This is a genomic window from Microbacterium sp. NPDC060117 (assembly GCF_042729315.1).
GTDB lineage: Bacteria > Actinomycetota > Actinomycetes > Actinomycetales > Microbacteriaceae > Microbacterium.
Genome location: NZ_JBHWXR010000003.1, coordinates 753,025 through 777,065 on the forward strand (window position 1 = coordinate 753,025; position 24,041 = coordinate 777,065).

At 70.3% G+C, this 24,041-nt stretch carries 27 protein-coding genes; 15 read left to right on the forward strand and 12 right to left on the reverse strand.

What is annotated here, in order from left to right:
* Positions 1-87 precede the first annotated feature (87 nt).
* Positions 88-1,512, reverse strand: coding sequence for a PLP-dependent aminotransferase family protein (locus tag ACFWCK_RS15240; protein ID WP_378806667.1), 1,425 nt, complete (start codon positions 1,510-1,512; stop codon positions 88-90).
* Positions 1,513-1,573: 61 nt separating this feature from the next.
* On the opposite strand from ACFWCK_RS15240, the gene ACFWCK_RS15245 reads away from it, so the two are divergent.
* The 3 genes from ACFWCK_RS15245 to ACFWCK_RS15255 all read left to right on the forward strand — a co-directional run bounded on the left by ACFWCK_RS15245 (position 1,574) and on the right by ACFWCK_RS15255 (position 3,860).
* Complete coding sequence (locus ACFWCK_RS15245) at positions 1,574-2,305, forward strand: YitT family protein (RefSeq protein WP_378806668.1); 732 nt, start codon at positions 1,574-1,576, stop codon at positions 2,303-2,305.
* Between the two features lie 34 nt (positions 2,306-2,339).
* On the forward strand, positions 2,340-3,161 hold the full coding sequence (locus ACFWCK_RS15250; protein WP_378806669.1) for a phosphatase PAP2 family protein: 822 nt from the start codon (positions 2,340-2,342) through the stop codon (positions 3,159-3,161).
* A 357-nt stretch (positions 3,162-3,518) separates the two neighbouring features.
* On the forward strand, positions 3,519-3,860 hold the full coding sequence (locus ACFWCK_RS15255) for a hypothetical protein (RefSeq protein ID WP_233310814.1): 342 nt from the start codon (positions 3,519-3,521) through the stop codon (positions 3,858-3,860).
* A gap of 81 nt (positions 3,861-3,941) precedes the next feature.
* Here ACFWCK_RS15255 and ACFWCK_RS15260 read toward each other — a convergent pair whose 3' ends face one another.
* On the reverse strand, positions 3,942-4,475 hold the full coding sequence (locus tag ACFWCK_RS15260; protein WP_233310813.1) for an Lrp/AsnC family transcriptional regulator: 534 nt from the start codon (positions 4,473-4,475) through the stop codon (positions 3,942-3,944).
* A gap of 169 nt (positions 4,476-4,644) precedes the next feature.
* Between ACFWCK_RS15260 and ACFWCK_RS15265 the strand changes: the two genes are divergently transcribed.
* The 5 genes from ACFWCK_RS15265 to ACFWCK_RS15285 all read left to right on the forward strand — a co-directional run bounded on the left by ACFWCK_RS15265 (position 4,645) and on the right by ACFWCK_RS15285 (position 10,013).
* Positions 4,645-6,234, forward strand: a complete 1,590-nt coding sequence (locus tag ACFWCK_RS15265; protein WP_233310812.1) for an ABC transporter substrate-binding protein — start codon at positions 4,645-4,647, stop codon at positions 6,232-6,234.
* Positions 6,235-6,314: 80 nt separating this feature from the next.
* Entirely contained in the window at positions 6,315-7,382 is a 1,068-nt protein-coding gene (locus ACFWCK_RS15270) for an ABC transporter permease (protein WP_233310811.1), read from the forward strand.
* Positions 7,379-8,299, forward strand: a complete 921-nt coding sequence (locus tag ACFWCK_RS15275; RefSeq protein ID WP_233310810.1) for an ABC transporter permease — start codon at positions 7,379-7,381, stop codon at positions 8,297-8,299. The genes ACFWCK_RS15270 and ACFWCK_RS15275 overlap by 4 nt, the downstream gene beginning before the upstream one ends.
* Positions 8,296-9,162, forward strand: coding sequence for an ABC transporter ATP-binding protein (locus ACFWCK_RS15280; protein WP_378806670.1), 867 nt, complete (start codon positions 8,296-8,298; stop codon positions 9,160-9,162). Before ACFWCK_RS15275 ends, ACFWCK_RS15280 begins: the two co-directional genes overlap by 4 nt.
* On the forward strand, positions 9,159-10,013 hold the full coding sequence (locus ACFWCK_RS15285) for an ABC transporter ATP-binding protein (protein ID WP_378806671.1): 855 nt from the start codon (positions 9,159-9,161) through the stop codon (positions 10,011-10,013). Before ACFWCK_RS15280 ends, ACFWCK_RS15285 begins: the two co-directional genes overlap by 4 nt.
* Positions 10,014-10,235: 222 nt before the next feature.
* Here the strand turns inward: ACFWCK_RS15285 and ACFWCK_RS15290 are convergent, their stop codons facing one another.
* From ACFWCK_RS15290 to ACFWCK_RS15305, 4 genes are all read right to left on the reverse strand, one after another.
* A complete protein-coding gene (locus ACFWCK_RS15290; RefSeq protein ID WP_378806672.1) occupies positions 10,236-11,357 on the reverse strand; it encodes a M24 family metallopeptidase in 1,122 nt (373 codons plus the stop codon).
* Positions 11,358-11,507: 150 nt separating this feature from the next.
* Positions 11,508-12,185 carry a DUF3349 domain-containing protein gene (locus tag ACFWCK_RS15295; protein ID WP_233310806.1) on the reverse strand — a complete coding sequence of 226 codons (678 nt, stop codon included), beginning with the start codon at positions 12,183-12,185 and terminating at the stop codon, positions 11,508-11,510.
* Positions 12,182-12,472, reverse strand: a complete 291-nt coding sequence (locus ACFWCK_RS15300; RefSeq protein WP_233310805.1) for a hypothetical protein — start codon at positions 12,470-12,472, stop codon at positions 12,182-12,184. Before ACFWCK_RS15300 ends, ACFWCK_RS15295 begins: the two co-directional genes overlap by 4 nt.
* Before the next feature lie 17 nt (positions 12,473-12,489).
* A complete protein-coding gene (locus ACFWCK_RS15305; protein ID WP_378806673.1) occupies positions 12,490-13,686 on the reverse strand; it encodes an anion permease in 1,197 nt (398 codons plus the stop codon).
* Between the two features lie 281 nt (positions 13,687-13,967).
* Here ACFWCK_RS15305 and ACFWCK_RS15310 point away from each other — a divergent pair, with 281 nt between their 5' ends.
* On the forward strand, positions 13,968-14,789 hold the full coding sequence (locus tag ACFWCK_RS15310; protein WP_233310803.1) for a cytochrome c oxidase assembly protein: 822 nt from the start codon (positions 13,968-13,970) through the stop codon (positions 14,787-14,789).
* A 14-nt stretch (positions 14,790-14,803) separates the two neighbouring features.
* Here ACFWCK_RS15310 and ACFWCK_RS15315 read toward each other — a convergent pair whose 3' ends face one another.
* Positions 14,804-15,262, reverse strand: a complete 459-nt coding sequence (locus ACFWCK_RS15315; RefSeq protein WP_378806674.1) for a hypothetical protein — start codon at positions 15,260-15,262, stop codon at positions 14,804-14,806.
* 150 nt (positions 15,263-15,412) lie between these two features.
* On the opposite strand from ACFWCK_RS15315, the gene ACFWCK_RS15320 reads away from it, so the two are divergent.
* Positions 15,413-17,026 carry an amidohydrolase gene (locus ACFWCK_RS15320; RefSeq protein ID WP_378806675.1) on the forward strand — a complete coding sequence of 538 codons (1,614 nt, stop codon included), beginning with the start codon at positions 15,413-15,415 and terminating at the stop codon, positions 17,024-17,026.
* 38 nt (positions 17,027-17,064) lie between these two features.
* Positions 17,065-17,493, forward strand: coding sequence for an NUDIX hydrolase (locus ACFWCK_RS15325; protein ID WP_378806676.1), 429 nt, complete (start codon positions 17,065-17,067; stop codon positions 17,491-17,493).
* A 3-nt stretch (positions 17,494-17,496) separates the two neighbouring features.
* Here the strand turns inward: ACFWCK_RS15325 and ACFWCK_RS15330 are convergent, their stop codons facing one another.
* The 3 genes from ACFWCK_RS15330 to ACFWCK_RS15340 all read right to left on the reverse strand — a co-directional run bounded on the left by ACFWCK_RS15330 (position 17,497) and on the right by ACFWCK_RS15340 (position 19,118).
* Entirely contained in the window at positions 17,497-17,982 is a 486-nt protein-coding gene (locus tag ACFWCK_RS15330) for a hypothetical protein (protein ID WP_378806677.1), read from the reverse strand.
* Positions 17,983-18,030: 48 nt separating this feature from the next.
* Positions 18,031-18,480 carry an aminoacyl-tRNA deacylase gene (locus ACFWCK_RS15335; RefSeq protein WP_378806763.1) on the reverse strand — a complete coding sequence of 150 codons (450 nt, stop codon included), beginning with the start codon at positions 18,478-18,480 and terminating at the stop codon, positions 18,031-18,033.
* 128 nt (positions 18,481-18,608) lie between these two features.
* A complete protein-coding gene (locus ACFWCK_RS15340) occupies positions 18,609-19,118 on the reverse strand; it encodes a DNA helicase (RefSeq protein WP_233310798.1) in 510 nt (169 codons plus the stop codon).
* Between the two features lie 130 nt (positions 19,119-19,248).
* Here ACFWCK_RS15340 and ACFWCK_RS15345 point away from each other — a divergent pair, with 130 nt between their 5' ends.
* Both ACFWCK_RS15345 and ACFWCK_RS15350 read left to right on the forward strand, forming a co-directional pair.
* Positions 19,249-19,806: a peptidylprolyl isomerase gene (locus ACFWCK_RS15345; protein ID WP_233310797.1), complete on the forward strand. Its 558-nt coding sequence runs from the start codon at positions 19,249-19,251 to the stop codon at positions 19,804-19,806.
* A gap of 31 nt (positions 19,807-19,837) precedes the next feature.
* Complete coding sequence (locus ACFWCK_RS15350; RefSeq protein ID WP_378806678.1) at positions 19,838-20,725, forward strand: rhomboid family intramembrane serine protease; 888 nt, start codon at positions 19,838-19,840, stop codon at positions 20,723-20,725.
* A 252-nt stretch (positions 20,726-20,977) separates the two neighbouring features.
* Here the strand turns inward: ACFWCK_RS15350 and ACFWCK_RS15355 are convergent, their stop codons facing one another.
* The gene (locus tag ACFWCK_RS15355; protein ID WP_233310795.1) at positions 20,978-21,217 is read right to left on the reverse strand and encodes a cell division protein CrgA; all 240 of its coding nucleotides are present in this window, start codon (positions 21,215-21,217) and stop codon (positions 20,978-20,980) included.
* Positions 21,218-21,295: 78 nt separating this feature from the next.
* Between ACFWCK_RS15355 and ACFWCK_RS15360 the strand changes: the two genes are divergently transcribed.
* A complete protein-coding gene (locus ACFWCK_RS15360; RefSeq protein WP_378806679.1) occupies positions 21,296-22,096 on the forward strand; it encodes a class E sortase in 801 nt (266 codons plus the stop codon).
* The gene (locus ACFWCK_RS15365; protein WP_233310793.1) at positions 22,096-22,269 is read left to right on the forward strand and encodes a hypothetical protein; all 174 of its coding nucleotides are present in this window, start codon (positions 22,096-22,098) and stop codon (positions 22,267-22,269) included. The genes ACFWCK_RS15360 and ACFWCK_RS15365 overlap by 1 nt, the downstream gene beginning before the upstream one ends.
* Positions 22,270-22,340: 71 nt before the next feature.
* Here ACFWCK_RS15365 and pknB read toward each other — a convergent pair whose 3' ends face one another.
* Positions 22,341-24,041, reverse strand: coding sequence for a Stk1 family PASTA domain-containing Ser/Thr kinase (pknB, locus tag ACFWCK_RS15370; RefSeq protein ID WP_378806764.1), 1,701 nt, complete (start codon positions 24,039-24,041; stop codon positions 22,341-22,343).

A 24,041-nucleotide genomic window follows, 5' to 3' on the forward strand; every position in this document is an offset into this window, starting at 1 on the left:
GATCCGTTTCTTCGTCTCCACCACGGACGGGGTCATCTCGTCGAGTGTCCTGGAATACGGGCAGGTGTCGGTGGGAGTGCCGGGCGGTTACACGACCGCCTCGGCGAGGGCCGCGACGGGCGAGAGACGGGGCGAGCCCGCCGTGACGCGTGCCCACGATGCGGCGAGGATGTCGACAGCCTGTTCGAGCTGGCGCGGTTCGGTCGTGAACGGGATCCGCAGGTGCCGCTCCTGGCCGCCCTCGACGGCGAACCTCGGGCCGGCGCTGAGATGCAGCCCGTGCGCGGCGGCGTCGATCACGAGCGCCGAGCTGAGCGGCGACCCCAGTCCGGCCCAGATCGCGACGCCGCCGTGGACCTGCGGTACGGACCAGTCCGGCAGTTCGCGTCGGAGTGCGGAGGTGAGGGCGTCCCGGCCGGCACCGAGCAGCGCTGCGCGCTGCGGGAGGATCTCGTCGAGCCGGTGCACGATGCGGGTCGCGACGGCCTGCTCCAGGTCGGGCGTGCCCAGGTCGTGCGTCGGCCGGGCGGCGCGCAGGCGCCGGATCACATCGTCGGCCGCGCGGATCCAGCCGATCCGCAGTCCGCCCCAGACCGACTTGCCCAGCGATCCGACCCGGATCGTCCCGGTGCCGGCCGTACCCAGCGGACGCGCGCGCGGAAGGCCGTCGATGTCGAGGTCGGCCGTGGTCTCATCGATGAGGAGGACGCATCCGGCATCATGTGCGGAGCGTTCGAACACGGCGCGCTCCTCGAGGCTCATCGAGCGCCCTGTGGGGTTCTGGAACTCGGGCATGAGGTACGCGAGGACGGGCCTGGTTCGTGCGAACGCCTGGGCGGCGCGGTCCAGATCCCAGCCGCTCCCGGAGTCGACGGGCACGCCGACCAGCCGCGCCCCCACCCGCCGGAACGTCTCCATCGCGTGGGGGTAGCTCGGGGTTTCGATCAGCACACGGTCCGCGCGGCGCAGCAGCGTCGACGCGATGAGGTTCAGGGCTTGCTGCGCGCCGGTGGTGACCATGATCTGCGAGGGCTGCGTCGGGATCCCCTGCCGGGCGTACCGGTTCGCGATCGCGGCGCGCAGCTCGGCGTGGCCGAGGATGTCGTAGCCCGCGCGCGAGACGAGAGCGGTGGCCGACGTCGCGGCCTCCGCGATCACCCCGGGAAGACCCGGCCAGGCGGGAGGACTCGCCTGCTGCAGGTCGATGCCCTCGCGGTCGAACCAGCGAGCGGCGTTGGTGCGCCCGAGCGGGCGGGTCACACTGCCGGATCCCTGCCGGCTGACGATGTGACCGGTGCTGCGCAGCGCGCGGTAAGCGGCGGCCACCGTCGTGCGGCTCACTCCGAGCGCCGCGGCGAGCTCGCGTTCGGCCGGAAGCGCCGTCTCGGGGGCGATCCTGTTGTCGAGGCACAGCAGGCGGATGGCGTCGGCGAGGGCGTCGAACGCGGGTTCGCTGGTGCGCCACAGGCCGAGCAGATCGACCAGCGCGCGCGCGGAGAGCCGGGAGTCCATGAGGCCAGCCTAGGGCGATTGGACTGATCTGAACAGTCCAGTTCTCCGGCATCATGGATCCATGACACGACGGGTGCTGCAGTTGGTGATCGGACTTGTGCTCTACGGCGTCGGAGACGGGCTCATGATCACCGCCGGTCTCGGCGTGGACCCCTGGACCGTGTTCGCCCAGGGCCTGGCTCAGCGCACCGGGATCGGCGTGGGCTGGATCACCAACATCGTCGGACTCCTCGTGCTGCTGCTGTGGATTCCGCTGCGACAGAAGCCGGGCATCGGCACGCTTCTCAACGTCCTTCTCGTGGGCACCGCGATCCAGGCCACGGTGACGGTCCTGCCGCCGGCGCACGGCCTGCTCATGCAGATCCTCCTGCTCATCGGCGGGGTGCTCGCGGTCGCCCTCGCGAGCGGGCTGTACATCGGTGCGCACTTCGGGCCCGGGCCGCGCGACGGTCTGATGACCGGGATGAACTCCCGCCTCGGCTGGCCGATCTGGGTCTCCCGTCTCACCGTGGAGCTCACGGTGCTCGCGGTCGGCTGGCTGCTCGGCGGAACCGTCGGCGTCGGCACGGTGGTCTTCGCCCTCGGAATCGGCCCGCTCGTGCACATCGCCATGCCGCTGCTCGACACGAGGCGCACGGGCCGCGGAGGTGGCGGGGCGCCGGAGGGGCGGACGCTGCCCCCCGAGGACGCGGGGCTCGTCCGACGACTCACGCGGCGCGACGGTGTCGTGAGCTACGACGACGAGCGCGCCCGCGGTGACCTGCGCGCGGCGCGCGACCGCAGCGACTGGTGAGCGACCGCACAGGTCGGGCCTGCATGATGGGAGCATGGCGACAAGACGGGGAGTGCGGTCGTTCGCGATCGCTGCGGTGACCCTGGCGGCCGCCTTCCTGGCGACGTACGTCTTCTTCGTGCGCACCTACATCGGGCAGATCGTCGACGAGCGGGCGTTCGTGGGGGCGTCCTCGCAGCATGACACCGTCTTCCGCCTGACGGGCATGGTGCTCGGGAACGTGCCGACCATCGCGATCGGCGGGGGGATCCTGCTGACGCTCGTCATCGGCCTCGTGACGCGACGCTTCCGGCATCTGGTGGTCGCCCTGGCCGTCGGCACGATCGCGGTGATCGCGGCCGAACTCGCCAAGCACGTGTTCCTGGTGCGCGCCGAGACCGGAGCCACCGACCTGCTGGACAACTCATTCCCATCTGGGCATGCGACCGTCGCGGCCGCCGCAGCGTTCGCCGTCTTCGTCGTGAGCCCGCCGCGCTGGCGCCCGCTCGCGGCCGTGCTGGGGGGAGCATTCGCTGTACTCACCGGCATTCTGCTCGTGATCCAGCAGTGGCATCGGCCGAGCGACGTGGTGGCGGCTTTCATGCTCGTTGCGGCATGCGGCTGCCTGGGTGGCATCACGCTGCTGCTCTGGCGCGTGCCGGAGGCCGTGCCGCCGGCGCGCACCCTGCCCGCGCTGTGGTGGATCGCGGGGGCGAGCGCCTTCGCCTCGGCCGTCGCCTTCGTCATCATCTTCATCACGGTGGAGAACCACGGCAGCCACCTGCAGATCGCCTACGCCGGTGGGGGCGCCGCGATCCTCGCCGTGGGGTGCGCATTCGCCGCAGCCGGGAATGCGCTCTTCCGACGGATTTCCTGAGGCGGATCCGCCATCCACGGAGGGTGATTCCCGGGTCCGTGAGCGAGCCTCCGGTATATCGGTGCGTGCATTCCCGCGGCCTCCGCGATCGGATCCGTGACGCCCGGGAAAACGACTGGTGAACAGCCGGTATCGCCGCTCGTGATCCGGTCGGGACGCGGTGCGCAGGACGATTTCCGCATTCGCCGAGTAATCCACATGTGGATGAACCTGTTAATAGATTTCGGCTCTGCGGGGATTGTCATTCCCGGTGGAGAGGATCGCCGCGGATACGGCATCCGGAGGCCGGTGTCGAGGCCCCGGCCGCGGGCCGACGGGATTGCGCCGAAGGCCGGTGTCGGGTCCATACTCGTCGTCATGCCTTCCACCCTCATCCTCGACGGACTGCGCTTCGCCATGGTGTCCTCGACCGCCAGCGAGGTCGATCCCGAGGCCCCGACGACCTTCGACTATCACCAGGACGGCCGGCTGATCTGGGGCGAGTACACCGGGGACACCGTCACCGAGGGGCGCTTCGTCGGCGAGATCGCGGGTGCCGAGGTGCGGGTCTCGTTCGCCCACGCGCTCGTGAGCGATGGCACGGTCGTGCGCGGGGACGCGGTCAGCCGCGCCGAGCAGGAGGACGACGGCCGGATCCGCCTCATCGAGGACTTCGCCGTGGACGGCGTCGACCACGTGAGCGTCTGCCTGCAGGTCTGAGCGCCACGGTCGCCGGTGAGGGCACCGCGTTTCGTCTCGGCCGGCTTCGCCGTCCTCGCTCAACGACCCCGGGGGTGACGGTCAGACGCGCGTCCCGCGGCTGCCATCGGTGCGGGTGAAACGCATCAGCCCGCTGTCGACGCCGATCGCCGCGCGCTCGGGGATCTCGTCCGGGAGCACGAACGGCCGGCGGAAGACCTCGCCCATGACGATCGCCGTCTCGACCTTGGTCACCTCGGGGCGGTCGGCGATCGTGCCGATCACGAGCGACTGCATCCGCTCCATGTCGATGCTGCGGACGAGGAGCATCACATCGTGCTCGCCGGTCATCACCATCGCCGATTCCACGTCGGGCATCTCCCCGATCGCCTGCAGGAACGAGCTCCAGGACTGGGGCTGGATCGTGCAGAACACGAGCGCGCTCACCCCGAGGCCGAGTCGTGTCGTGTCGACCTCGGCGGTGTATCCCGTGATGATCCCGGCGCGGGTCAGCGACTCCACGCGGGAGTATGCGCTGGCCCGGGAGATCCCGACCTCCTGCGCGAGCGCGGCGATCGAGATCCGGCCGTTGCGACGCAGTGCCCGGAGGATGTCGTAGGCGATTTCGTCGATCACGGGCGCGGATCGTCCAGAGACAGAGGGCTGATCGTCACTCATGGTGGACATATTGCCGTAGTAACGCAAGCGTGACAATGGATTGCTCGAAATCAAGCCATTCGGTCGGATATAGTGCCGGGAAACCCGACCTGGTCATCTGACCTGTCCATCTTCAAGGAGGAAGCCCGTGGCCCGTTCCTATCGCCACGTCGCCGCAGCACTCATCGCTGCGGCCGCCATCGCGCTCGCCGGCTGCTCGGGAGGTAACTCCGCGAACAGCAGCTCCAGCGGTTCCTCCTCGGGCGGCACGCTCGTGGTCGACACCGCGTTCTCGCTCGAGACCGGTGACCCCGGCCGCAACTACGTGCCGACCGGCAACATGGTGCTGCACGCCGTGTACGACACGCTGCTGACGTTCCAGGGCGCCGATTCGACCACCCCGAAGCCGGATCTCGCGACCATGAAGCAGAACTCGGACGCCACCGAGTTCACCTTCACGATCCAGGACGGACGCACCTTCTCCGACGGCACCCCCGTCACCGCCGATGACGTCGTGTTCTCGCTCGACCGCGTCGCAGGGATCACCGACTCCAAGGCGAACTTCCTGATGACCGGGATCACCGTCGCCAAGGTCGACGACAAGACGGTCACGCTGTCCACGAAGACCCCGTCACTGCAGCTGCCCGCGATCGTCACCAACCCGTCGCTCGCGATCCTCAACTCGAAGCTCGTGAAGAAGAACGGCGGCACCACCGACGACAAGGACGCGGCGAAGACCTGGCTCGACGCCAACTCGGCCGGATCCGGCCCGTACAAGCTGCAGTCGCTCGACCTCACCTCGCAGGTCGTGCTCGTCAAGAACGACAAGTACGACGGCGAGGACAAGCCGGCCTACGACAAGATCGTCGTGCGCAACATCTCGCAGTCCTCCACGCAGCTGACCAACCTCAAGGGCGGCGACTCGAACGTGGCGGTCGACCTCTCCGGAGACCAGGTCAAGAACCTCGGCGACGGCTTCACGGTGAACTCGGCGCCCTCTGCCGAGACCCTGTTCCTCCTCATCAACCAGGACAAGAACGTGGGCGGCGTGACCGCGAACCCGAAGTTCGCCGAGGCCGTGCGTTACGCGCTCGACTACGACAAGCTGCTCGAGCTGGCCGGCGCCGGATCCGAGCAGGCCACCGGCGTCATCCCGCCGATGTTCCCCGGTGCCAACAAGACCGGCGTGAAGCAGGATCTCGACAAGGCCAAGGCCGCCCTCGCCGCCTCCGGCTACGCCGGCCAGGAGGTCAAGCTGCAGTTCCCGAACGACAACCCGGTCGGCGGCGTGGAGTTCACGCCGGTCGCCGAGCGCGTGCAGGAGCAGCTCAAGGCCGCCGGCATCAACGCGACCCTCGCCCCGGCGCCGTTCGCGACCGAGGTGCAGCCGTACGTCAAGGCGCAGGAGGCGTTCTCGCTCTGGTACTGGGGCCCCGACTACGCCGACACCTCGTCGTTCCTGCCGTTCGGACCGGGGCAGAAGGTCGGTCTGCGCGCCGGCTGGACCGCCGAGGCCGACACGTCGATCGCTGACCTGGTGACCAAGGCGCAGAACGCGACCAGCGTCGACGCGCGCAACACCGCGTTCAGCGACTACGCGAAGGCGATGCAGGAGTCCGGCCCGTTCGTGCCGCTGATCGTGCCCGGCATCAACCTCGCCAGCTCCACGAAGGTGGCCGGTCTCGAGTACAACGTGACCTGGACCCTCGACCTGCGGACGCTGCACCCCGCGAAGTGAGCCCTGCGGGGGCCGGAGCCAGAGGTTCCGGCCCCCGCAGCACCACGCCCTCTCCGCCACGTAGACCCGGAAGCGCCCCTGTGTCCGAGACCCAAGTCATCGCCACCCGCAAGACGAGGCAGGCCCAGCACACGCTGCTGCGGTTCCTCGCCCGCCGGGCCGTGACGAGCGTGATCCTGCTGTTCGGGATCGTGCTGGTCACCTTCTCCCTCACCGTGATCGTGCCCGGCGATCCGGTGCGCGCCGCTCTCGGCGAGGGGGCCGCGTCGAACCCCGCCACGGTCGAGGCCTTCCGGCAGAAGTACGGACTCGACCAGCCCGTCTGGATCCGGTTCTTCCTCTACGTCGGCAACCTGCTGCGCGGCGACCTCGGCACGTCGCTGAAGTCGGGGCAGCCGGTCTCGGCCGACCTCGCCAAGGCGGTCCCGGCCACGGCGGAGATCGCCTTCTACGCGATCATCATCAGCCTCGCCGTCGCGATCGTGCTGGGTACGCTCGCCGCCTACCGGCGTGGCAAGGTCACCGATCAGGTCGTGCGCGTGGTCACTCTGATCGGGCTCAGCATCCCGACGTTCTGGATGGCGATCCTCACCTACCAGCTGTTCTTCATGCAGCTGCACTGGGTTTCGGGATCCGGGCGGATCTCCCCCACGATCACCCCGCCGCCGCGCATCACCGGCTTCTACACGATCGACTACCTGCTGAACGGCGACTCGGTCGGGTTCTTCGACGCGACCAGCCACCTGGCCCTGCCGGTGCTCGTGCTGAGCCTGTTCACGATCGCGACCCTCACCCGGTTCGTGCGCACCTCGGTGCTCGAGGTTCTCGACATGGACTACGCGCGTGCGGCGCGGGCGAAGGGGCTGCGCGGACGCCGGGTCGTCGTCGGCTACGTGCTGCGAGGAGCGGCGCTGCCGATTCTCACGCTCGTCGGCATCGCCTTCGGCAGCCTGCTCTCCGGCACCGTTCTCGTCGAGGCGGTGTTCGCCTGGCCGGGCCTGGGCACCTACGCCTACAACGCGTCGAAGAACCTGGACCTGCTCGCGGTGACCGGCGTCGGCCTCGTGGTCGGCGTCATCTACCTCGTCATCAACCTCGTCGTCGACGTGCTCTACGGCGTCCTGGATCCGCGAGTGAGGCTGTCATGAATCTCGTCATCCCCGAGAAGATCGCCCCGAAGCGCCGCCGCCCCTGGCTGCCGCGCGCCTGGCGCACGCCCCTGGCCGTGGTCGGCACCGTGATCGCGCTGATGTGGATCGTGATCGCGATCCTCGCCCCGTGGATCGCCCCGCACGACCCCCTCGCGCAGGACCTTCCCCGGCTCGCCGCCCCCAGCGGGGAGGCGATCATGGGCACCGACGTGAACGGCCGCGACGTGTTCTCGCGCCTGCTCCTGGGCGCTCAGGCGACGATCCCGCTCGCGCTCATGCTCGTCGTCTGCGCGATGATCGTCGGAACCACCGTCGGGGCGGTCGCGGGATACCTCGGCGGCTGGTTCGACGAGGTGCTCATGCGCATCACCGACATGGTGATGGCGTTCCCGACCGTGATCCTCGCGATGGTCATCGCCGCCTCCCTCGGCCCGTCCATCATGAACGCCGTGATCGCCGGCATCATCGTGGCCTGGCCGCCCTACGCCCGCATCACGCGGTCGCTCGTGCTCGGCCTGCGCACGCAGAACTACGTGATCGCCGGACGACTGCTCGGGTCCTCGCCGCTGCGCTCCCTCCTCCGGGACGTGCTGCCGAACATCGCCGGACCCGTGCTCGTGCTCGCCTCGCTCGACATCGGCACCGCGATCCTGCTGCTCTCGGGCCTGTCCTTCCTCGGTCTCGGCGCCCAGCCGCCGACGCCGGAATGGGGCACGATGATCGCCGCGGCCATGCAGAACACCTCGGCCTGGTGGCTCGGCCTGTTCCCGGGCCTCGCGATCCTCAGCATCGTGATGGCCTTCAACTTCATCGGCGACTCGCTGCGCGACGCCCTCGACCCGCTCGCCGCGCGCGAGCGCGAGGCGGAGTCGCCCACCGCGGTCTCCGCCGCCGCTGCGGAGGTGACCCCATGACCGCGCTCGCGATCCGCGACCTGCGCGTCGAACTCGGCCAGAGCAAGAAGCAGCGCACCGAGGTCGTCAAGGGCATCTCGCTCGACCTCGTGCCGGGACGCATCCAGGGCCTCGCCGGGGAATCCGGATCCGGCAAGAGCATGACGGCCATGGCGATCCTCGGTCTGCTGCCGGCCGGCGGCACCGCATCGGGATCCATCGTCCTCGGGGGCTCCGGCGGATCGGAGGTCGAGCTCGTCGGAATGAAGGGCAAGGCCTACCGGAGCGTGCGCGGCAAGCGCATCGGCATGGTGTTCCAGGATCCGTCCGCCAGCCTGCACCCGCAGATCACGGTCGGCTCCCAGCTCGCGGACGGGATCCGCACGCATCTCGGACTGTCGCGCGCCGAGGCCAGGAAGCGTGCATCGGAGCTGCTCGCGCTGGTGCGCGTGCCGAACCCGGAGGAGGCGCTGCAGAAGTACCCGCATCAGTTCTCCGGCGGGCAGCGGCAGCGCATCGCGATCGCGATCGCCCTGGCGTGCGAGCCCGAGGTGCTGCTCGCGGACGAGCCGACCACCGCGCTCGATGTGACGGTGCAGGCGGGGATCCTGCACCTGCTGCGCGACCTGGCGACCGAGCGCGACCTCGCCGTGCTGCTCGTCACCCACGACCTCGGCGTGATGAGCGCCATCGCCGACGAGGTCGCCGTGATGCGCGGCGGGCTGATCGTCGAGTCCGGCTCCCGGCAGCAGGTCTTCCAGGATCCGCAGCATCCGTACACGCGTGAGCTGCTCGAGGCGATGCCCGACGCGCAGGACTCCCTCGTCGATGGGCCGGCCGAGAACCCGACCAACGACGCCGACGCCACGGAGGAGAACCGATGACCGCTCAGAAGCCGGTCCTGCACGTCGACTCCCTGGTCGTCGAATACGGCGGTCGCGCCGCGTTCCGCGCGGTGGACGGCGTCTCCTTCGACATCGCGGCCGGCGAGGTGCTCGCGCTGGTCGGCGAGAGCGGCTGCGGCAAGTCGTCGACGGCGCGCGCCGTGATCGGCATGGAGAAGCCGCGTGCGGGCGAGGTGCTCTATCGCGACCGTCCCGTGCAGCCGCTCGGCATGCGCACGCGCCCGGCCGAGCTCACGGCGATCCAGATGGTCTTCCAGGATCCGAACTCCTCGCTGAACCCGCGCATCCGCGTGGCTCAGCAGATCGCGGAGGGATCCCGGGCGGCCCGCGCCCGCGGCGTCGACACCGAGGCGCCGTCGCACTGGCTGAAAGCGGTGGGCCTCTCTCCCGCTCTCGAGAACCGCTACCCGTATCAGCTCTCCGGCGGACAGCGGCAGCGCGTCGCGATCGCGCGTGCGCTCGCCGCGAAGCCCGACCTCATCGTCGCCGACGAGCCGATCTCCGCACTCGACGCCTCTGCCCAGGCCTCGGTCGCCGGCATGATGCGCGAGCTGTGCGTGGCCTCGGGCGCGGCGATGCTGTTCATCTCGCACGACCTCTCCGTGGTCCGGCTCATGGCCGACCGCGTCGCCGTCATGTACCGCGGCCGGATCGTCGAGTCGGGCGCGACGCCCGTGGTGTGGGCCAATCCGGTGCACCCCTACACCGAGGCGCTGCTCGACGCGATCCCGCACCCCGACGGCGAGGGCGTGCTGCCGGCGGCCCCGGCCTCGGAGGCCCCGTCGTCCTGGCGCATCGAGATCCCCGATGCGCTCGACCGCGTGCGCTGACCACGTTGCAGACTTCCCGGTGCGGGCCCGCCCCCCGCGCTCGCACCGGGAGACCCACGGGCGGACGGTCGTTGAGCCGGGGTTCCGCCCCCGGGGTCGTTGAGCGAGGACGCCGAAGGCGACCGAGACGAAACGCGGTGCTCTCGCGAGGTCACCGCGTTTCGTCTCGCTCCTCGCTGCGCTCGGGGCTCGCTCAACGACCCCGAAGGGGCGGGTGACGGGTCAGAGACCGGCGGGCGTCAGCTCGTGCGGGGTCGTGTTCAGGTTCACGCAGCCGTCGGCGGTGACGACGACGATGTCCTCGATGCGGGATCCCCAGGCGCCGGGGAAGTAGATGCCGGGCTCGATGCTGAAGGCCATGCCCTCCCGCAGCGGCAGCGAGTTGCCCGGCGCGATGTACGGTTCCTCATGCGTCGTGACGCCGATGCCGTGCCCGGTGCGGTGCAGGAACGCCTCGCCCAGACCTTCGGCGGCGAGCACGTCGCGGGCGGCGGCATCGACCTGCTCCGCGGTGACGCCGGGGCGCACCGCGTCGACGGCCGCCTGCTGGGCGCGCACCAGAACGGCGATCCGCCGGGCGACCTCCGGATCCGGTTCGCCGACCGCGTAGGTGCGCGTGCTGTCGGAGTTGTAGCCGGCCGGCACGGCGCCGCCGATGTCCACGACCACGACGTCGCCGTCCTGGATCACCCGGTCCGACACCTCGTGGTGCGGATCGGCGCCGTTGGGCCCGGATGCGACGATCACGAACTCGACCGTGCGGTGGCCCTCCTCCACGATCGCCGCGGCGATGTCGGCGCCGACCTCGCGCTCGGTACGGCCGGCGCGGAGCAGGGCCGGAACACGACGGTGCACCGCGTCGATCGCCTCTCCGGCGCGGCGCAGTTCGGCGATCTCGGCGGCGTCCTTGATCATGCGGCTCTCGCGGAGCACGGGCGTCGCGAGCTCGGGCCGCGCGTCCAGGCGCTCGGTCAGCGGGATCACATGCAGCGCCGGCAGGGCGTCCGCGACGCCGAAACGCGAGACCGCGCCGCTCATCGCAGCCGTCACCAGCGCGTAGGGATCCTCGCCGTCCACCCAGTCCGACACGGCGATCCCGAGCGCGCCGACGGCCGTGTCGCGCACCTTCGCGAGCTCCATCCGCGGGACGACGACCGTCGGATCCCCCACCGCCGGGATCACCAGAGCGGTCAGTCGTTCGATCGTGTCCCCCTCGACGCCCGCGAGATAGGTCAGGTCAGGACCGGCCCCGACGACGATCGCGTCGAGACCCGCCTCGGCGGTCAGGGCGCGGGCGCGGTCGAGGCGGGCGGCGTACACGGAGGCGGGGAAAGGGGTGCTCACCCCTCCACGCTACGTCCGCCCCGGCAGCCGCGCCAGCGGTGCGGGGAGACATATTCCGAGATCGAGATGAACCGTCGCGTCCTCCGCGAACAGCGCGGGATTCGTCTTCTCCGAGCGAGTCCTGCGCCGTGCGCGGTGGACGATTCGCGCTCAGCTCAGCGTGATGCCCGACTCCTCGAGGCGCGCACGCACGCGTTCCACGTCGTCGTCGCCGGGGAGCTCGCCGAGCACCTTCATCATGAGCACCTGCGCGTCGACGAGCGAGATCTCCGGATCCGCCCCGCTCTGCGCGGCGACCGCCTCGCACACCTCCTGCACCTCGTCGTCGGTGAGGCGCCGGCGCAGCAGCGCCAGGATCGGCACGCGGTCCTGGGCGGGGATGCCCTCGGGATAGCCCGCACCCAGCCACCGCAGGGCCTGTGCGATCGGGTTCTGCTCGTCGGACACGGGCCGGTCGGTCGCCGTGTCGGAGCCGGGGGATCCGTGCGCGCCGGCAGCGGCCTCCGCGAGGATCGTCCGATCGCCGACGATGCGCTGCGCCTTGGTGCTCAGCGGCACTCCGCGGTCGGCGAGCAGCATCGCGACGCGGCGCACCTCGTCGTCGCCGGGGGTCGCCGAGGTCACGCCGGCGATCGCGGTGCGGATCTGCGAGACCCGCACCGGGTCGGTCTCCTGCTGGGCGAGCGCGGTGACGACCGCCGTGAGCTCCTCCGCGGTGAGTGTGCGCCGGAGCAGCGCGAGCAGCGGCGTGTAGTCCTTGGGCGGCACGCCCTCCGGGTATCCCGCACGCAGCCAGTCGAGCACGCGGCTGAGGACGTTGCCGTTCACTTCCCGACTCCGAACAGCGAGATGCCGAAGTAGTGGTAGATGCTCAGCCGGGTGATGAAGAGGACTCCCGCGAGCACGACCGCGATCACGAGCGCGAACAGGATCCACCCCGCCGCGGTCAGCAGCGGCCGACGCGTGCCGGGTGCCTCGCCGTCCACCTCACCGGTTCCGGCGGACTGCAGGCGCATCCCGATCGCGAACAGGGCGGGCAGTCCCGCGCCGAACAGCAGGCCGACCAGCAGCACGCGGCCGGCCGAGAGCGCCATCTGCGCGATGTCGAAGTTCATCTCATCCGTCCTTCGGTTCAGGCCGTCGCGCCCTGCGCGGCGGAGTTCGGCGCGAGCGATCCGTCCCACTCGGCGTTGACATTGTGGTGGTCGACCTTCTGTCGGCGGCTGCGCAGGTACATCAGCGCGGCGGCCGCGAGCAGCAGCAGGAACACGGTGATCGCACCGGCGAGCCCGCCGATGCCGTGCGCGAGGAAGAAGCAGAGGGCGCCCACGACCCCGGCCGCGGGCATGGTGATCAACCACGCGGTGACCATGCGGCCGGCGATGCCCCAGCGCACCTGCGCGCCCGGGCGACCCACGCCGGATCCGAGGATCGAGCCCGTGGCCACGTGCGTGGTGGACAGCGCCATGCCCATCGAGCTCGAGGTGAGGATGATCGCGGCGGAGGAGGCCTCGGCGGCGAGACCCTGCGGCGACTCGATCTCGACGAGTCCCTTGCCGAGGGTGCGGATGATCCGCCAGCCGCCGAGGTATGTGCCGAGGGCGATGGCCGCACCGCACGTGACGATGATCCAGATCGGCAGGCCTTCGTTCAGGATCTGATCTCCGGTGAGCGTGCCGTGCGCGATGAGCGCGAGTGCGATCACGCCCATCGTCTTCTGCGCGTCGCCGGTGCCGTGCGCGAGGGAGACGAGCGACGCGGTGCCGATCTGACCCCAGCGGAACCCGGCCTCGCGATGCTTGGCGTGCACGGTGCGGGTGAGGCGATAGACGAGCCAGGTGCCGATGGCGGCGACGACGCCCGCGATCAGCGGGGAGAGCACGGCGGGGACGATGATCTTGCCGACGATGCCGGCCCAGTTGACGGTGGCGGCGCCCGCGATGCCTGCGCCGATGAGACCGCCGAAGAGGGCGTGCGACGAGCTCGAAGGCAGCCCCAGCAGCCAGGTGAGCAGGTTCCACAGGATGCCGCCCACGAGGCCCGCGAAGATGATGATCATCGCGGACTCGGGGTTCAGGCCGGGCACGAGGTCTCCGCTCGGACCCTGGATCGTGAGCACGTCCTTGGTGATGGTCGCGGCGACCTCGACCGACAGGAACGCGCCGACCAGGTTCAGAGTCGCCGACAGGGCCACGGCGACCTTGGGCTTCAGCGCCCCGGTGGCGATGGAGGTCGCCATCGCGTTGCCGGTGTCGTGGAATCCGTTGGTGAAGTCGAACCCGAGTGCGGTCACGACCACGAGGACGAGGATCATCACTTCGGCGCTCATGATCGTCAGCATTCCGGTCCCCGGAAGAGCGAACAGCCCCTTTCGCGCACTCGACCGCGAGAGTTCACCCGGCGTTAAGAGCGGCCCGGCGGCGGTCCATCACGCGAGGTCCTCATCCGCCGCATAGCCGCCGGGCGTAGCGTCGTCGCGGCCCATCGCCGCTGCATCGGCACCGCCCGCCGCGCGGTGCCGCCCCCGCCGCCCTCACGAGACACGGAGTCGCCACGCCGTCCATCCCCGTCTTCCTCAGCACCTGGAGCCTGGATCCCACTGCGCTCGCGGTGCTGATCGTCGCGGCCGGGCTCTACCTCGGCGGGGTCCTCGTCCTGCGCCGGCGCGGTCACCGGTGGCCGTTGCGGCTGACCCTCATGTACCTGGTGCTCGGGCTCGGCTCGTACGCCTGGGTGTCGTTCGGATTCCTCGGCACGTGGAGCACCGAGCTCCGCTGGGCGTTCACGACGCGGATCGCGCTGCTGCTGTTCGTCGTGCCGATGCTGGTGACGTTCGGCCGGCCGGTATCGCTGGCCCGGACGGTACTGTCCGCGCGGCCCCGCGCCCGTATGAACGGCTTCCTGAGGTCGTGGCTCGCGAAGTTCTTCGGCAACGCGATCATGGCCCCGGTGTTCACATGCCTGGTGTTCGCCGTGTTCTTCACGCCGCTGTCGGCGATGCTGCGGTTCTCCCCGGCGGCGGAGGGGGCGATCTCGGCGATCGTGCCGCTGCTGGGCCTGCTGATGGTGCTGCCGATGGCAGCGCACACCGTGGCGCGTACCAGCCTGTTCATCGTCGCCGAGTTCATGTTCGCGTTCGTGGAGCTGGTGCTCGACGCGATCCCGGGCGTGCTGCTGCGCCTGGGCACGGTCGTGTTCGATCACGCCGGGGGTTGGCCCGGGGCGCTGCCGCTGTGGTTCCCGAACCCGCTGCGCGATCAGCAGCTTTCGGGCGACCTCCTGTGGTTCATCGCCGAGATCGTCGACGTGCCGATCCTTGTGATCCTCATGATGCGCTGGATCCGGACGGACAAGCGCGAGTCGCGCACCATGGACGAGCTCAGCGACGAGGACATGGCCGAGCTCACCGCCGCGCACCTACGCGGCGAGTGACGGATCCGGATTCGTCACTCCGCGGGGGCTGCGGTGCGGACGCGCTCGCCGAGGAAGGCGAGGTCGGCGGGCGTGAGGGTGGTCACCGCGTAGGCGACGGGCCACACCGTGCCGTCGTCGAGCTGCGCCGGCCACTCGAACTCGAACGTGGCGTAGCGCACCTTGAACTTCGCCTTGGGCTTGAAGAAGCACACCGTCTTGCCGGCGGCGTTGGCCCACGCGGGCATCCCGTAGTACGTCTTCGGCACCAGGTGCGGCGCGTTCTCCGCGACGAGGCGGTGCAGGGCGGTGGCGAGCGATGCGTCCTCCTCGTCCATCTCCGCGATCTTGGCCAGCACGTCGGCCTCTCCGGCGGCCCGAAGCTCTTCGGGGCTCACCTTCTTGCGGGCGGCGCGCGTGCGGCTCTCCTTGGCGGCCTCCTTGACGGCGGCACGCTCGAAGTCGGTCAGCACGGGGGCGGTGTTGTCGGTCATGGCATCCTCCTGTCGACGCCCCGTGGATCCGGGGGACTTTCCTTCAGCGTACGAAGGCGTGCCGACCGGCGCTTCTTCAGAACTGATCGATCCGAGACGCGTGCGGGCACCCGGAGACCGCGGGCGCCGGGGACCTGCCACGATGGCGTCATGACGATGCTGTTCACGGGTCGGATCCGACCGCTCTCCCCCTCCGCCGACGATCTCGTCGAAGCGCTGCTCGTCGACGGCGACGGACGCATCGTCGCCGTCGGCGCGACGGACGACCTCCTCGCGCTGGATCCGTCGGCCGAGCGCGTGGCCCCGGACGGCTGGGTCATGCCGGGGCTCATCGAGCCGCACGGGCACCCCGGCACCGCCGCGGTGCTGCTCTCCGACCGCGTGCTGGATCTGCGGCCCGTGGTCGTGCCGGACGCGGAGGGCGTGATGTCCGCGCTGCGGACCGCCATCGCGGCCTCCGCGGGCGCGCCGGTCTACGCGAACGGGTGGGATGCTCTGCTGCAGCGCGGCCTGCCCGACCCCGACATGCGCCTCCTCGACGGGCTCGCCGGATCCACACCGCTCGTCATCGTGCACAATTCCGGGCACTCGGCGTACTTCAACGCCGCCGCGGCGGTCGCCGCGGGGCTGGATCGGTCCACGCCCGACCCGCCGGGCGCCTCGTTCGGGCGCACGGCGGACGGCGAGCTGAACGGCGTCGCGCTCGAGGCGGGGGCCGTGGAACGGGTGGCCGCGCCGCTGCTGCAGGCGGCGCAGGCCGACATCGTGGAGCTGCTCGGCGCGCACTTCGCCGACCTCTCCCGCCGTGGGATCACCACCGTCTCCGACCTCAGCTGGAACCCGGCGCTGAACCCGGCCGTCGATGCGCTCCGCGCGGCCGGGCGGATGCCGCTCCGACTGCGCTGGTACGAGATGTCCCGTCCGGGCGGGTCTCCGGCGGCGCATCCCGCGGGGGTGCCGGGCGCCGAGGACCACGTCATCCGCCAGGTCGGGGTGAAGACCTGGACCGACGGTTCCCCGTGGATCGGCAACATCGCCACGAGCTTCCCCTATCTCGACACGTCCGCGACCCGCGAGCTCGGTCTGGAACCGGGGCATCGCGGGGCCTCGAACTACAGCGCCGACGAGCTGCACGAGATCGCGCAGCCCTACGCCGCCGCGGGCTGGCAGCTCGCCTGCCACGCGCACGGGGACTTGGCGATCGACGAGACGCTCGACGTCTACGAGCGACTGATCGTGACGCACGGCCTGACCGATCACCGCTTCCGCTTGGAGCACGTGGGAGCGATGAGGCGCGATCAGTTCGAGCGCGCGTCATCGCTCGGCGTGACGGTGAGCCTGTTCGTGGATCACATCACCTACTGGGGCGAGGTGCTCGTCGACGACCTGTTCGGCCCGGAGCGCGGCGGGGCCTGGGCGGACGCGGGCGCGGCGTTCGCGGCCGGACACCGCGCGACGTTCCACAACGACGGATGGGTCACGCCCGCCGAGCCGCTGCGCAACATGGCGGTGGCGGAGACCCGGCGCACGCGCTCCGGTCGGGTCATGCCCGCGGGCTCCCCCGTGTCCCGGGCGCAGGCGCTCGCCGCGCACACGACCAACGCGGCGTGGCAGCTGTTCAGCGAGCACGAGATCGGATCCCTGACTCCCGGCCTGTTCGCCGACCTGATCGTGCTGGATCGGGATCCGCTGACCGTGCCGCCCGAGGATCTCGCCGAGGCCGTGGTCCGCGAGGTGCACCTCGGTGGTCGGCGTGTGAGCTGACCGCGCCATACCGGCCGGGACGTCCTAGGGTGTGAACCATGGACATGCGCGTCGCGGCATACGCCGTCATCCTCGACGAGGACCGGCGCGTGCTGCTGGCGCGCTGGACGGAGGGTCGCCGCGTGTCGTGGACGATGCCGGGCGGCGGGCTCGAGCCGGGTGAGGACCCCGAGGCCGCCGCACGCCGTGAGGTGCGCGAGGAGACCGGGTACAAGGTGGTCATCGAGGAACTGCTCGGCATCCACTCCCGGGTGATCCCGGCCCGCCGCCGGGTCACGCCCGGTGCGACGGATCCGCTGCACACCCTGCGCATCGTGTACCGCGCCAGGATCACCGGCGGGAGGCTCCGCTTCGAGAAGAGCGGATCCACCGACATGGCCGCGTGGTATTCGCTCGACGAGGTCGCCGGCCTGCAGCGCGTGCGGCTCGTCGACATCGCGCTCGGCATGGCGGGCGTGAGGGCCTGAAGGTCAGCGCAGCACCTCGACCAGGGCGATCCATGAGATGACGATCGCGACGACGAGGGCGAGCAGCGACCCCGCGGCGGCGAACATCAGCCCGACGGGAAGACCCGCCAGCAGGAGCACGCCCGCAGCGGTGTACGCGATCAGCGGCAGGAAGCCCAGAGCCGCGCGGGGCACCGTGCTGCCGAGCCCTGGGTCCTTCCGGAGGGCGAGCGCGGCGTGCACCTGGAAGCCTGCGGCGCCGGCCGTGGTCACCAGCACGAGCGCGCCGAACCAGAGCGGTTCGAGCGCGGGGATGAGGGCGATGCCCGAGGTGAGGATCGCGAGCACGAGGCCGGCGATGGCCGCGGCGAGTCGGGCGGTCAGCGCCTTGGCGAGGATGATCTTCTCGATGTTGACGCTCGCCGCGACGATGACCAGCCCTGCGAGGGCCGCGGTCGCGCCCAGCATCGCGACGTGGAACTCCGACCACACATCCAGCGCATCCGTCATGCCCCGGATGCTACCCCCCGGCTCGCGCCTTACGCAGGGGCGCCGTGATCACTCCGGTTCGGAGATGTCGGACACCGTCGCGTCATAGGCTGCGATGAGGTCGTCGGCATCCACGAACAGGCTGTAGCCGTGCGCACCCGCGCCCATCGCGATCCGTCGGCCGCGGATCGTCTCGTCGGCGAACACGGGCCACGCGGTGGTGCTGCCGATCGGGACGATCGTGCCCCGCTCGTAGCCGGTCGCGGCCAGGGCGACGGCCGGTTCGGGGAGCTTCAGCCGGTTCACTCCGACCAGGGCCCGCAGCTTCGGCCAGGAGATCTTGCGCCCGCCGGGGATCAGCGCGAACAGGAAGGTGTCGTCGGATCTCTTCACGACGAGCGTCTTCACGATGCCGGAGGGATCCAGTCCGAGCAGGGCGGCGGCCTCCTGCAGGCTGTTCGCCGCGGGGCGCTCGCGGATCTCGATCTCCAGGCCGCGTGACGCTGCGGCATCGCGCACGCGGGCGTGCGGATCCGTCGCGTCGGCGGATCCTTCGATCCCCACGCCTGGCTCCAGCCGGCGCTCCGCGCTGCCCGGAGCCTCCGAGGCGCGTGGGCCCGACTCGGGGCCCGGGCCGGCGGAGGTGCTCACGCCTCGGGGGCGTTCAGCGGGTCGTCCGCGACCCAGAGCTCGTCGTCGGCGCGCAGGGCCTGCCAGGCGGCGACGAGGACGCCCACCGCGGCGGCGGCACCGAGGATGATGGCGATCACGGAGCCGATGCCGAGGCCGCTCTTGCGCTCTGCGGGCGCCGCGACCAGGGCCCGCGGGGCGTGCGTGGTGCCGGTGCGCTTGGCGTTCGCGATGTCCCACGCGGTGAGCGCGGATCCGACCACGCCGCCGATCGCGGGGACGACCTTGTGGTCGACGACGTCGCGGGAGAAGCGCACGCCCTTGTCCACGGCGGGAACGACGCGGTGCTCGTACACGTCCTGCACGGTGGGGACGACCTGCTCGCGGCGGAAGTTGTCGAGCTGCCGGCCCGCCTCACGGGCCACGCCCGCGGCTTCGCCGACGATCACCTGCTGGGCGGCCCACAGCTTGGCGGCCTCGCTCTGCAGCTGGCGGAGTTCCTTCTGACGCTTGCGGCTCAGGCTCACGATGCCCTCCCAATCGAAACGGGGTTCGGACTCCCCATCTTGCCAGACAAGCCCCTGAGTGGCGGGTGTGCGCCCGAGAAGTTCCCGGCGGAATCAGAGACTGCCGGGGATCCGATGCGAGAATGGACCCATGCCTCACGCCACTCACGTCGCCACGCTGCACACCAACCACGGAGACATCGTCGTCAACCTCTACGGTGACCACGCTCCCCGCACGGTGAAGAACTTCGTCGAGCTCTCCGACGGCACCGGATCCTGGACGCACCCGGCCACCGGCAAGCCCGGCGAGGGCCCGCTGTACAAGGACGTCATCTTCCACCGCATCATCCCGAACTTCATGATCCAGGGCGGTGACCCGCTCGGGCAGGGCGTCGGCGGACCCGGCTACAACTTCAACGACGAGATCCACGGCGAGCTGAACTTCAACGAGCCCTACATCCTGGCCATGGCCAACGCCGGCCTGCGCCGCAACGCCATCACCGGCCAGGTCGAGGGCACCAACGGATCGCAGTTCTTCATCACGACCGACCCGACCCCGTGGCTGCAGGGCAAGCACACGATCTTCGGCGAGGTCGCCGACGACGCGTCCAAGGCCGTCGTGGACGAGATCGCCGCGGTGCGCACCGGTGCGGGCGACCGTCCGGTCGAGGACGTGGTGCTCCAGTCCGTCGACATCGTCGCGAACTGACCCCGCGAGCGGACTCCGGAGCGCACGGATGATGACTTCGGAGTTCCACGCGAATCCCGACAACTTCTGCTACCGGCATCCCGGACGGCAGAGCTTCGTGCTCTGCCAGCGGTGCATGCGGACGATCTGCCCCGAGTGCCAGACGCAGGCCCCCGTCGGCGTGATCTGCCCGGAGTGCATGCAGGAGCAGCGTCGCAGCCAGACCCCGGCCCAGCGCCGCGCCAACCGGCGCTGGGGCGCGCGGTCGATGACCGCCGTCGGCGGGCGTCCGATCGTCACGTACTGGATCCTCGCCATCACCTCGGCGGTGAGCCTGCTGCAGTTGCTTCCCGGCATCGGCGGACCGATCACCGGAGCGCTGCAGTTCGCGGGCGCCTACCTCTATCCATCGCTGTCGGGACTGCCGTTCGAGCCGTGGCGCATGCTGACCGCGCTGCTCGTGCACGGTGGCTTCATCCACCTCGGCCTGAACATGCTGGCGCTGTGGATGGTCGGGCAGCAGCTCGAACCGCTGCTGGGTCGTGCGAAGTTCCTCACGCTGTATCTTGTGAGCGGCCTCGGCGGATCCGTCGCCATGGCCCTGATCGCTCCGGCCCAGCCCACCGTCGGCGCGTCGGGAGCGATCTTCGGGCTGTTCGTCGCCCTGATCGTGATCGGCCGACACCTCGGCGGCAACATCATCGGCGCGCTGGTCGTGCTCGCGATCAACTTCGTGTACGGATTCATCGTGCCCGGGATCGCGTGGCAGGCGCATGTGGGCGGTGCCGTCGTCGGGGCGCTGGTGGCGCTCGTCTACGTCCGGGCGAGCGGGCGCCGCAACGCGAAGTTCTGGTGGATCGGTCTTGTCTCCGCGCTCGTCCTCGTGCTGCTCGCCGTGGTCGCCATCGTCCCTCCCCTGCTCATCACCGCCGGCCGCTGAGCGTCCGACGGGAACGGCCCTCGCCTTCGGGCGGGGGCCGTTCGTCGTCTTCCGACGGTGTGAATAACACGGGTGTAATTCTCCCCACATGGGGATAGATCTGTGGATAACTTCGGGGAAGGGGTGTGCATATCCATCCCCAGAATGTGGATAACCCGCCGGATCCGTGGACAACCCTGCGGGATTCCCGCTCCGGAATGCAGAAACGCCCCCGCGTGAGCGAGGGCGTCTCGAAGAATAGGGGCGTTGGTGTCAGCGCCAGCGCGTCGTCATCAGGAAGCCGATCAGGGCGATGCCGAGGCCGATCAGCAGGTTCCAGGACTGCAGGCCCGGGATCGGGTACTGCATCCCGGTGATGTAGAAGACCAGGATCCAGGCCAGGCCCAGCAGCATGAAGCCGACCATGACCGGCTTGAACCACACGGCGTTGGGTGCGGCTTCGCCGTCGACCTTCGGGGTGGCGGCTTCTTCGGGCTTGCGGGATCGTGCCATGGCCACAGTCTACCCAACGTGCCGCGTCGCACATCAGGGCGTGGGCTCGAGGAAAGCTCACCTCGGTAGGATCGCGGGATGACCGACGCTTCGCGAGCCGCCGCACGTCGTGCCGGCCGGAGCGGACGGCCCCGCCGCCGCGCCACGGTGACGAGCGTGCTCGGCGAACTGCTGCTCACCGCCGGTGTCGTGGTGCTGCTGTACGTGGCGTGGCAGATGTGGATCGGCGACGTCATCATGAGCGCCGCCGCGAACGACAAGGGGCAGTCGATCAGTGCGCAGTGGGCGAAGGACCCGGCCCCGGCCCTGCCGCCCGTGATCGACGACGGGAGCGGTGTCGGCGATGCGACCCCTCGGTATGAGCCGCCCGTGATGACCGCGCCGAAGGACGGGGTGCCCTGGGGTGCCCTGATGCGCGTGCCGCGCTGGGGTGCTGACTACGCCGTCACGATCGCCGGCGGAGTGACCCGGCCCGACACCCTCGACCACGGCTGGATCGGGGTCTACCCGGGGTCGGGTATGCCGGGACAGGTCGGCAACTTCTCGATGGCGGCGCATCGCACCACCTGGGGCAAGCCCTTCAACCAGCTCGACCGGCTGCGCCTGAACGACGCCATCGTGATCGAGACGGAGCAGGGCTGGTACACGTATCGGTTCCGCACGCTCGAGTACGTGACGCCGGACAGTGTCGACGTGCTGAATCCCGTTCCCCAGGAGCCGGATCCGGCCGCGGCGGGAGCCGTCGGCGGCCGGTACATCACGCTCACGGCGTGCTCGCCGCTGTACTCGCTCGCCGAGCGGATCGTCGCGTACGGGGTGTTCGAGAGCTTCCAGCCGCGGGCCCTGGGCGCCCCGGCCTCGTTGAAGGCGGTGAGCTGATGTACGGCGCTCTGTGGCGCATACTCCCTGGCGCGTGGTGGGTGCGGCTGATCATCGTGCTGGCGCTGCTGGCCGCGGTGCTGTACGCCCTGATGTTCTGGGTCTTCCCCTGGGTGAGCCCGCTGATCTCGCCTGGAGACGTCAGTATCGAGCCCGCGCCGACGCCGACCTGAGCGGATCCGGGAGGGCGCCGCGTTTCGTCTCGCTCGGCCTCCGGCCGTGCTCGCTCAACGTCCCCGGCGGGTCACTTGCCGGTGCAGTAGCTCAGGTCGATCGTCGACAGCACGGGCACGTCTCCGGGGGGCGCCGACATCGAGGCGACCGTCTTGGGATCCGTGGCCTTGCAGTTCGGGTTCGCCACCGGGTTCGCCGTCAGCCCCTCCTCCTGCAGCGTCTGCGTCGCCGAGTCCAGCGTCCAGCCCGTGAGGTTGTTCAACGTCACCACGCCGCTCGCCACGACGAGGTCGATGACGGTGCCGGGAGCCACCTTGGTGTCGGTCTGCACGCTCGACGACAGGACGATGTCGTGCTGGGTGCGAGGGTCGTTCTCCTGCCTGATGGAGCCGAGCTGCAGTCCCGCCTTGGTGAGAGCGTCCTTGGCCGCGGTGGCGCTGAGGCCCACCAGCTGCGGGACGGCGACGTCGGCCGCCCCGCTGGAGACGTACACGGTGACGGACTGGCCCTTGTCCATGTGGGCGCCCGCCTGGGGCTCGGTGCTGACGACCTTGCCCTTCTCGACGGTCGCATCCGACTGGTCGATGCGGATCGCGCGCAGGTCGTTCTTCGACAGCAGCGCCACGGCCGACTCGTAGGTCTGCCCCGTGACGCTGGGCACCGTGCGGGTGGCGCTCGGCACGTCGGCGGTGGGCTTGATCGCGAGCACCCAGATCAGCACCGAGGCCAGCAGCACGACCAGCAGCGCGACACCGGCCCAGATCCATGCCACCGGAGGACCCGATTGCGTGCGCGTCATGGTCGTGTCGGTGGAGAGCTGCCGGAGCGTGCGCGCGGTCTCCTGCGCGTGCCGCGGGCTCGGACCGTACAGCTCGCTGGTGAGCGAGGTCAGCTGCTTCTTCGTGGGCACCGTGCCGGTCACGGCATCGTCCAGCGCGGTGCGGAACGAGACCGCGTCGGGGAAGCGCTGGAAGGGATCCTTCGCCATCGCGCGCAGCACGACCGGATCCAGGGCGCGGATGCGCTCGAGCTCGGCGGCGGAGTGCTCCTCGTCGTGCACCTCGCTCGGCGGCAGCGGCGTCTCGCTGACGTGCTGGTAGGCGACGGCCACCGGGGAGTCGCCGCGGAACGGCTGCCGCCCCGTGAGCATCTCGTACAGCACGATGCCGGCGGAGTACAGGTCCGTGCGGGCGTCGACCTGCTCGCCCTTGGCCTGCTCCGGCGAGAAGTACGCGGCGGTGCCGATGATCTGCGTGGTCTCGGCGACGGTGGATGACGAGTCCGACACGGCGCGGGCGATGCCGAAGTCCATCACCTTGACTGTGCCGTCGGGGGTGACCTTCACGTTGCCCGGCTTGATGTCGCGGTGCACGACGCCGGCGCGGTGGGAGTACTCCAGGGCCTCGAGGATCCCGTCGGCGTAGCGCACGGCGTCGGCGGTCGACACCGGTCCGCGCGCGATGATGTCCTTCAGCAGGTCGCCCGGCACGAGCTCCATCACGATGAACGGCACCGGCTCGGCGGGCGTGCCGCCGGCTTCGGGCGTGGCGTCCTCACCGGCGTCGAACACGCGCACGATCGACGGGTGCGACATGCGCGATGCGGCCTGAGCCTCCATCCGGAAGCGCGTGCGGAACGCCGCGTCACGAGCGAGATCGCGGTCGAGGATCTTGATCGCGACCTCGCGACCCAGGGTCAGGTCGTAACCCCGGTGCACATGGGCCATGCCACCACGGCCGATGAGGTCATCGACGCGGTACCGACCCGCCAT

Coding starts and splice junctions, on each gene's coding strand:
- ACFWCK_RS15240 (WP_378806667.1), bottom strand. CDS start 1,512: ATGGACTCCCGGCTCTCCGCGCGCGCGCTGGTCGATCTGCTCGGCCTG.
- ACFWCK_RS15245 (WP_378806668.1), top strand. CDS start 1,574: ATGACACGACGGGTGCTGCAGTTGGTGATCGGACTTGTGCTCTACGGC.
- ACFWCK_RS15250 (WP_378806669.1), top strand. CDS start 2,340: ATGGCGACAAGACGGGGAGTGCGGTCGTTCGCGATCGCTGCGGTGACC.
- ACFWCK_RS15255 (WP_233310814.1), top strand. CDS start 3,519: ATGCCTTCCACCCTCATCCTCGACGGACTGCGCTTCGCCATGGTGTCC.
- ACFWCK_RS15275 (WP_233310810.1), top strand. CDS start 7,379: ATGAATCTCGTCATCCCCGAGAAGATCGCCCCGAAGCGCCGCCGCCCC.
- ACFWCK_RS15280 (WP_378806670.1), top strand. CDS start 8,296: ATGACCGCGCTCGCGATCCGCGACCTGCGCGTCGAACTCGGCCAGAGC.
- ACFWCK_RS15285 (WP_378806671.1), top strand. CDS start 9,159: ATGACCGCTCAGAAGCCGGTCCTGCACGTCGACTCCCTGGTCGTCGAA.
- ACFWCK_RS15300 (WP_233310805.1), bottom strand. CDS start 12,472: ATGAACTTCGACATCGCGCAGATGGCGCTCTCGGCCGGCCGCGTGCTG.
- ACFWCK_RS15305 (WP_378806673.1), bottom strand. CDS start 13,686: ATGAGCGCCGAAGTGATGATCCTCGTCCTCGTGGTCGTGACCGCACTC.
- ACFWCK_RS15315 (WP_378806674.1), bottom strand. CDS start 15,262: ATGACCGACAACACCGCCCCCGTGCTGACCGACTTCGAGCGTGCCGCC.
- ACFWCK_RS15320 (WP_378806675.1), top strand. CDS start 15,413: ATGACGATGCTGTTCACGGGTCGGATCCGACCGCTCTCCCCCTCCGCC.
- ACFWCK_RS15325 (WP_378806676.1), top strand. CDS start 17,065: ATGGACATGCGCGTCGCGGCATACGCCGTCATCCTCGACGAGGACCGG.
- ACFWCK_RS15330 (WP_378806677.1), bottom strand. CDS start 17,982: ATGACGGATGCGCTGGATGTGTGGTCGGAGTTCCACGTCGCGATGCTG.
- ACFWCK_RS15345 (WP_233310797.1), top strand. CDS start 19,249: ATGCCTCACGCCACTCACGTCGCCACGCTGCACACCAACCACGGAGAC.
- ACFWCK_RS15350 (WP_378806678.1), top strand. CDS start 19,838: ATGACTTCGGAGTTCCACGCGAATCCCGACAACTTCTGCTACCGGCAT.
- ACFWCK_RS15355 (WP_233310795.1), bottom strand. CDS start 21,217: ATGGCACGATCCCGCAAGCCCGAAGAAGCCGCCACCCCGAAGGTCGAC.
- ACFWCK_RS15360 (WP_378806679.1), top strand. CDS start 21,296: ATGACCGACGCTTCGCGAGCCGCCGCACGTCGTGCCGGCCGGAGCGGA.
- ACFWCK_RS15365 (WP_233310793.1), top strand. CDS start 22,096: ATGTACGGCGCTCTGTGGCGCATACTCCCTGGCGCGTGGTGGGTGCGG.
- pknB (WP_378806764.1), bottom strand. CDS start 24,041: ATGGCGGGTCGGTACCGCGTCGATGACCTCATCGGCCGTGGTGGCATG.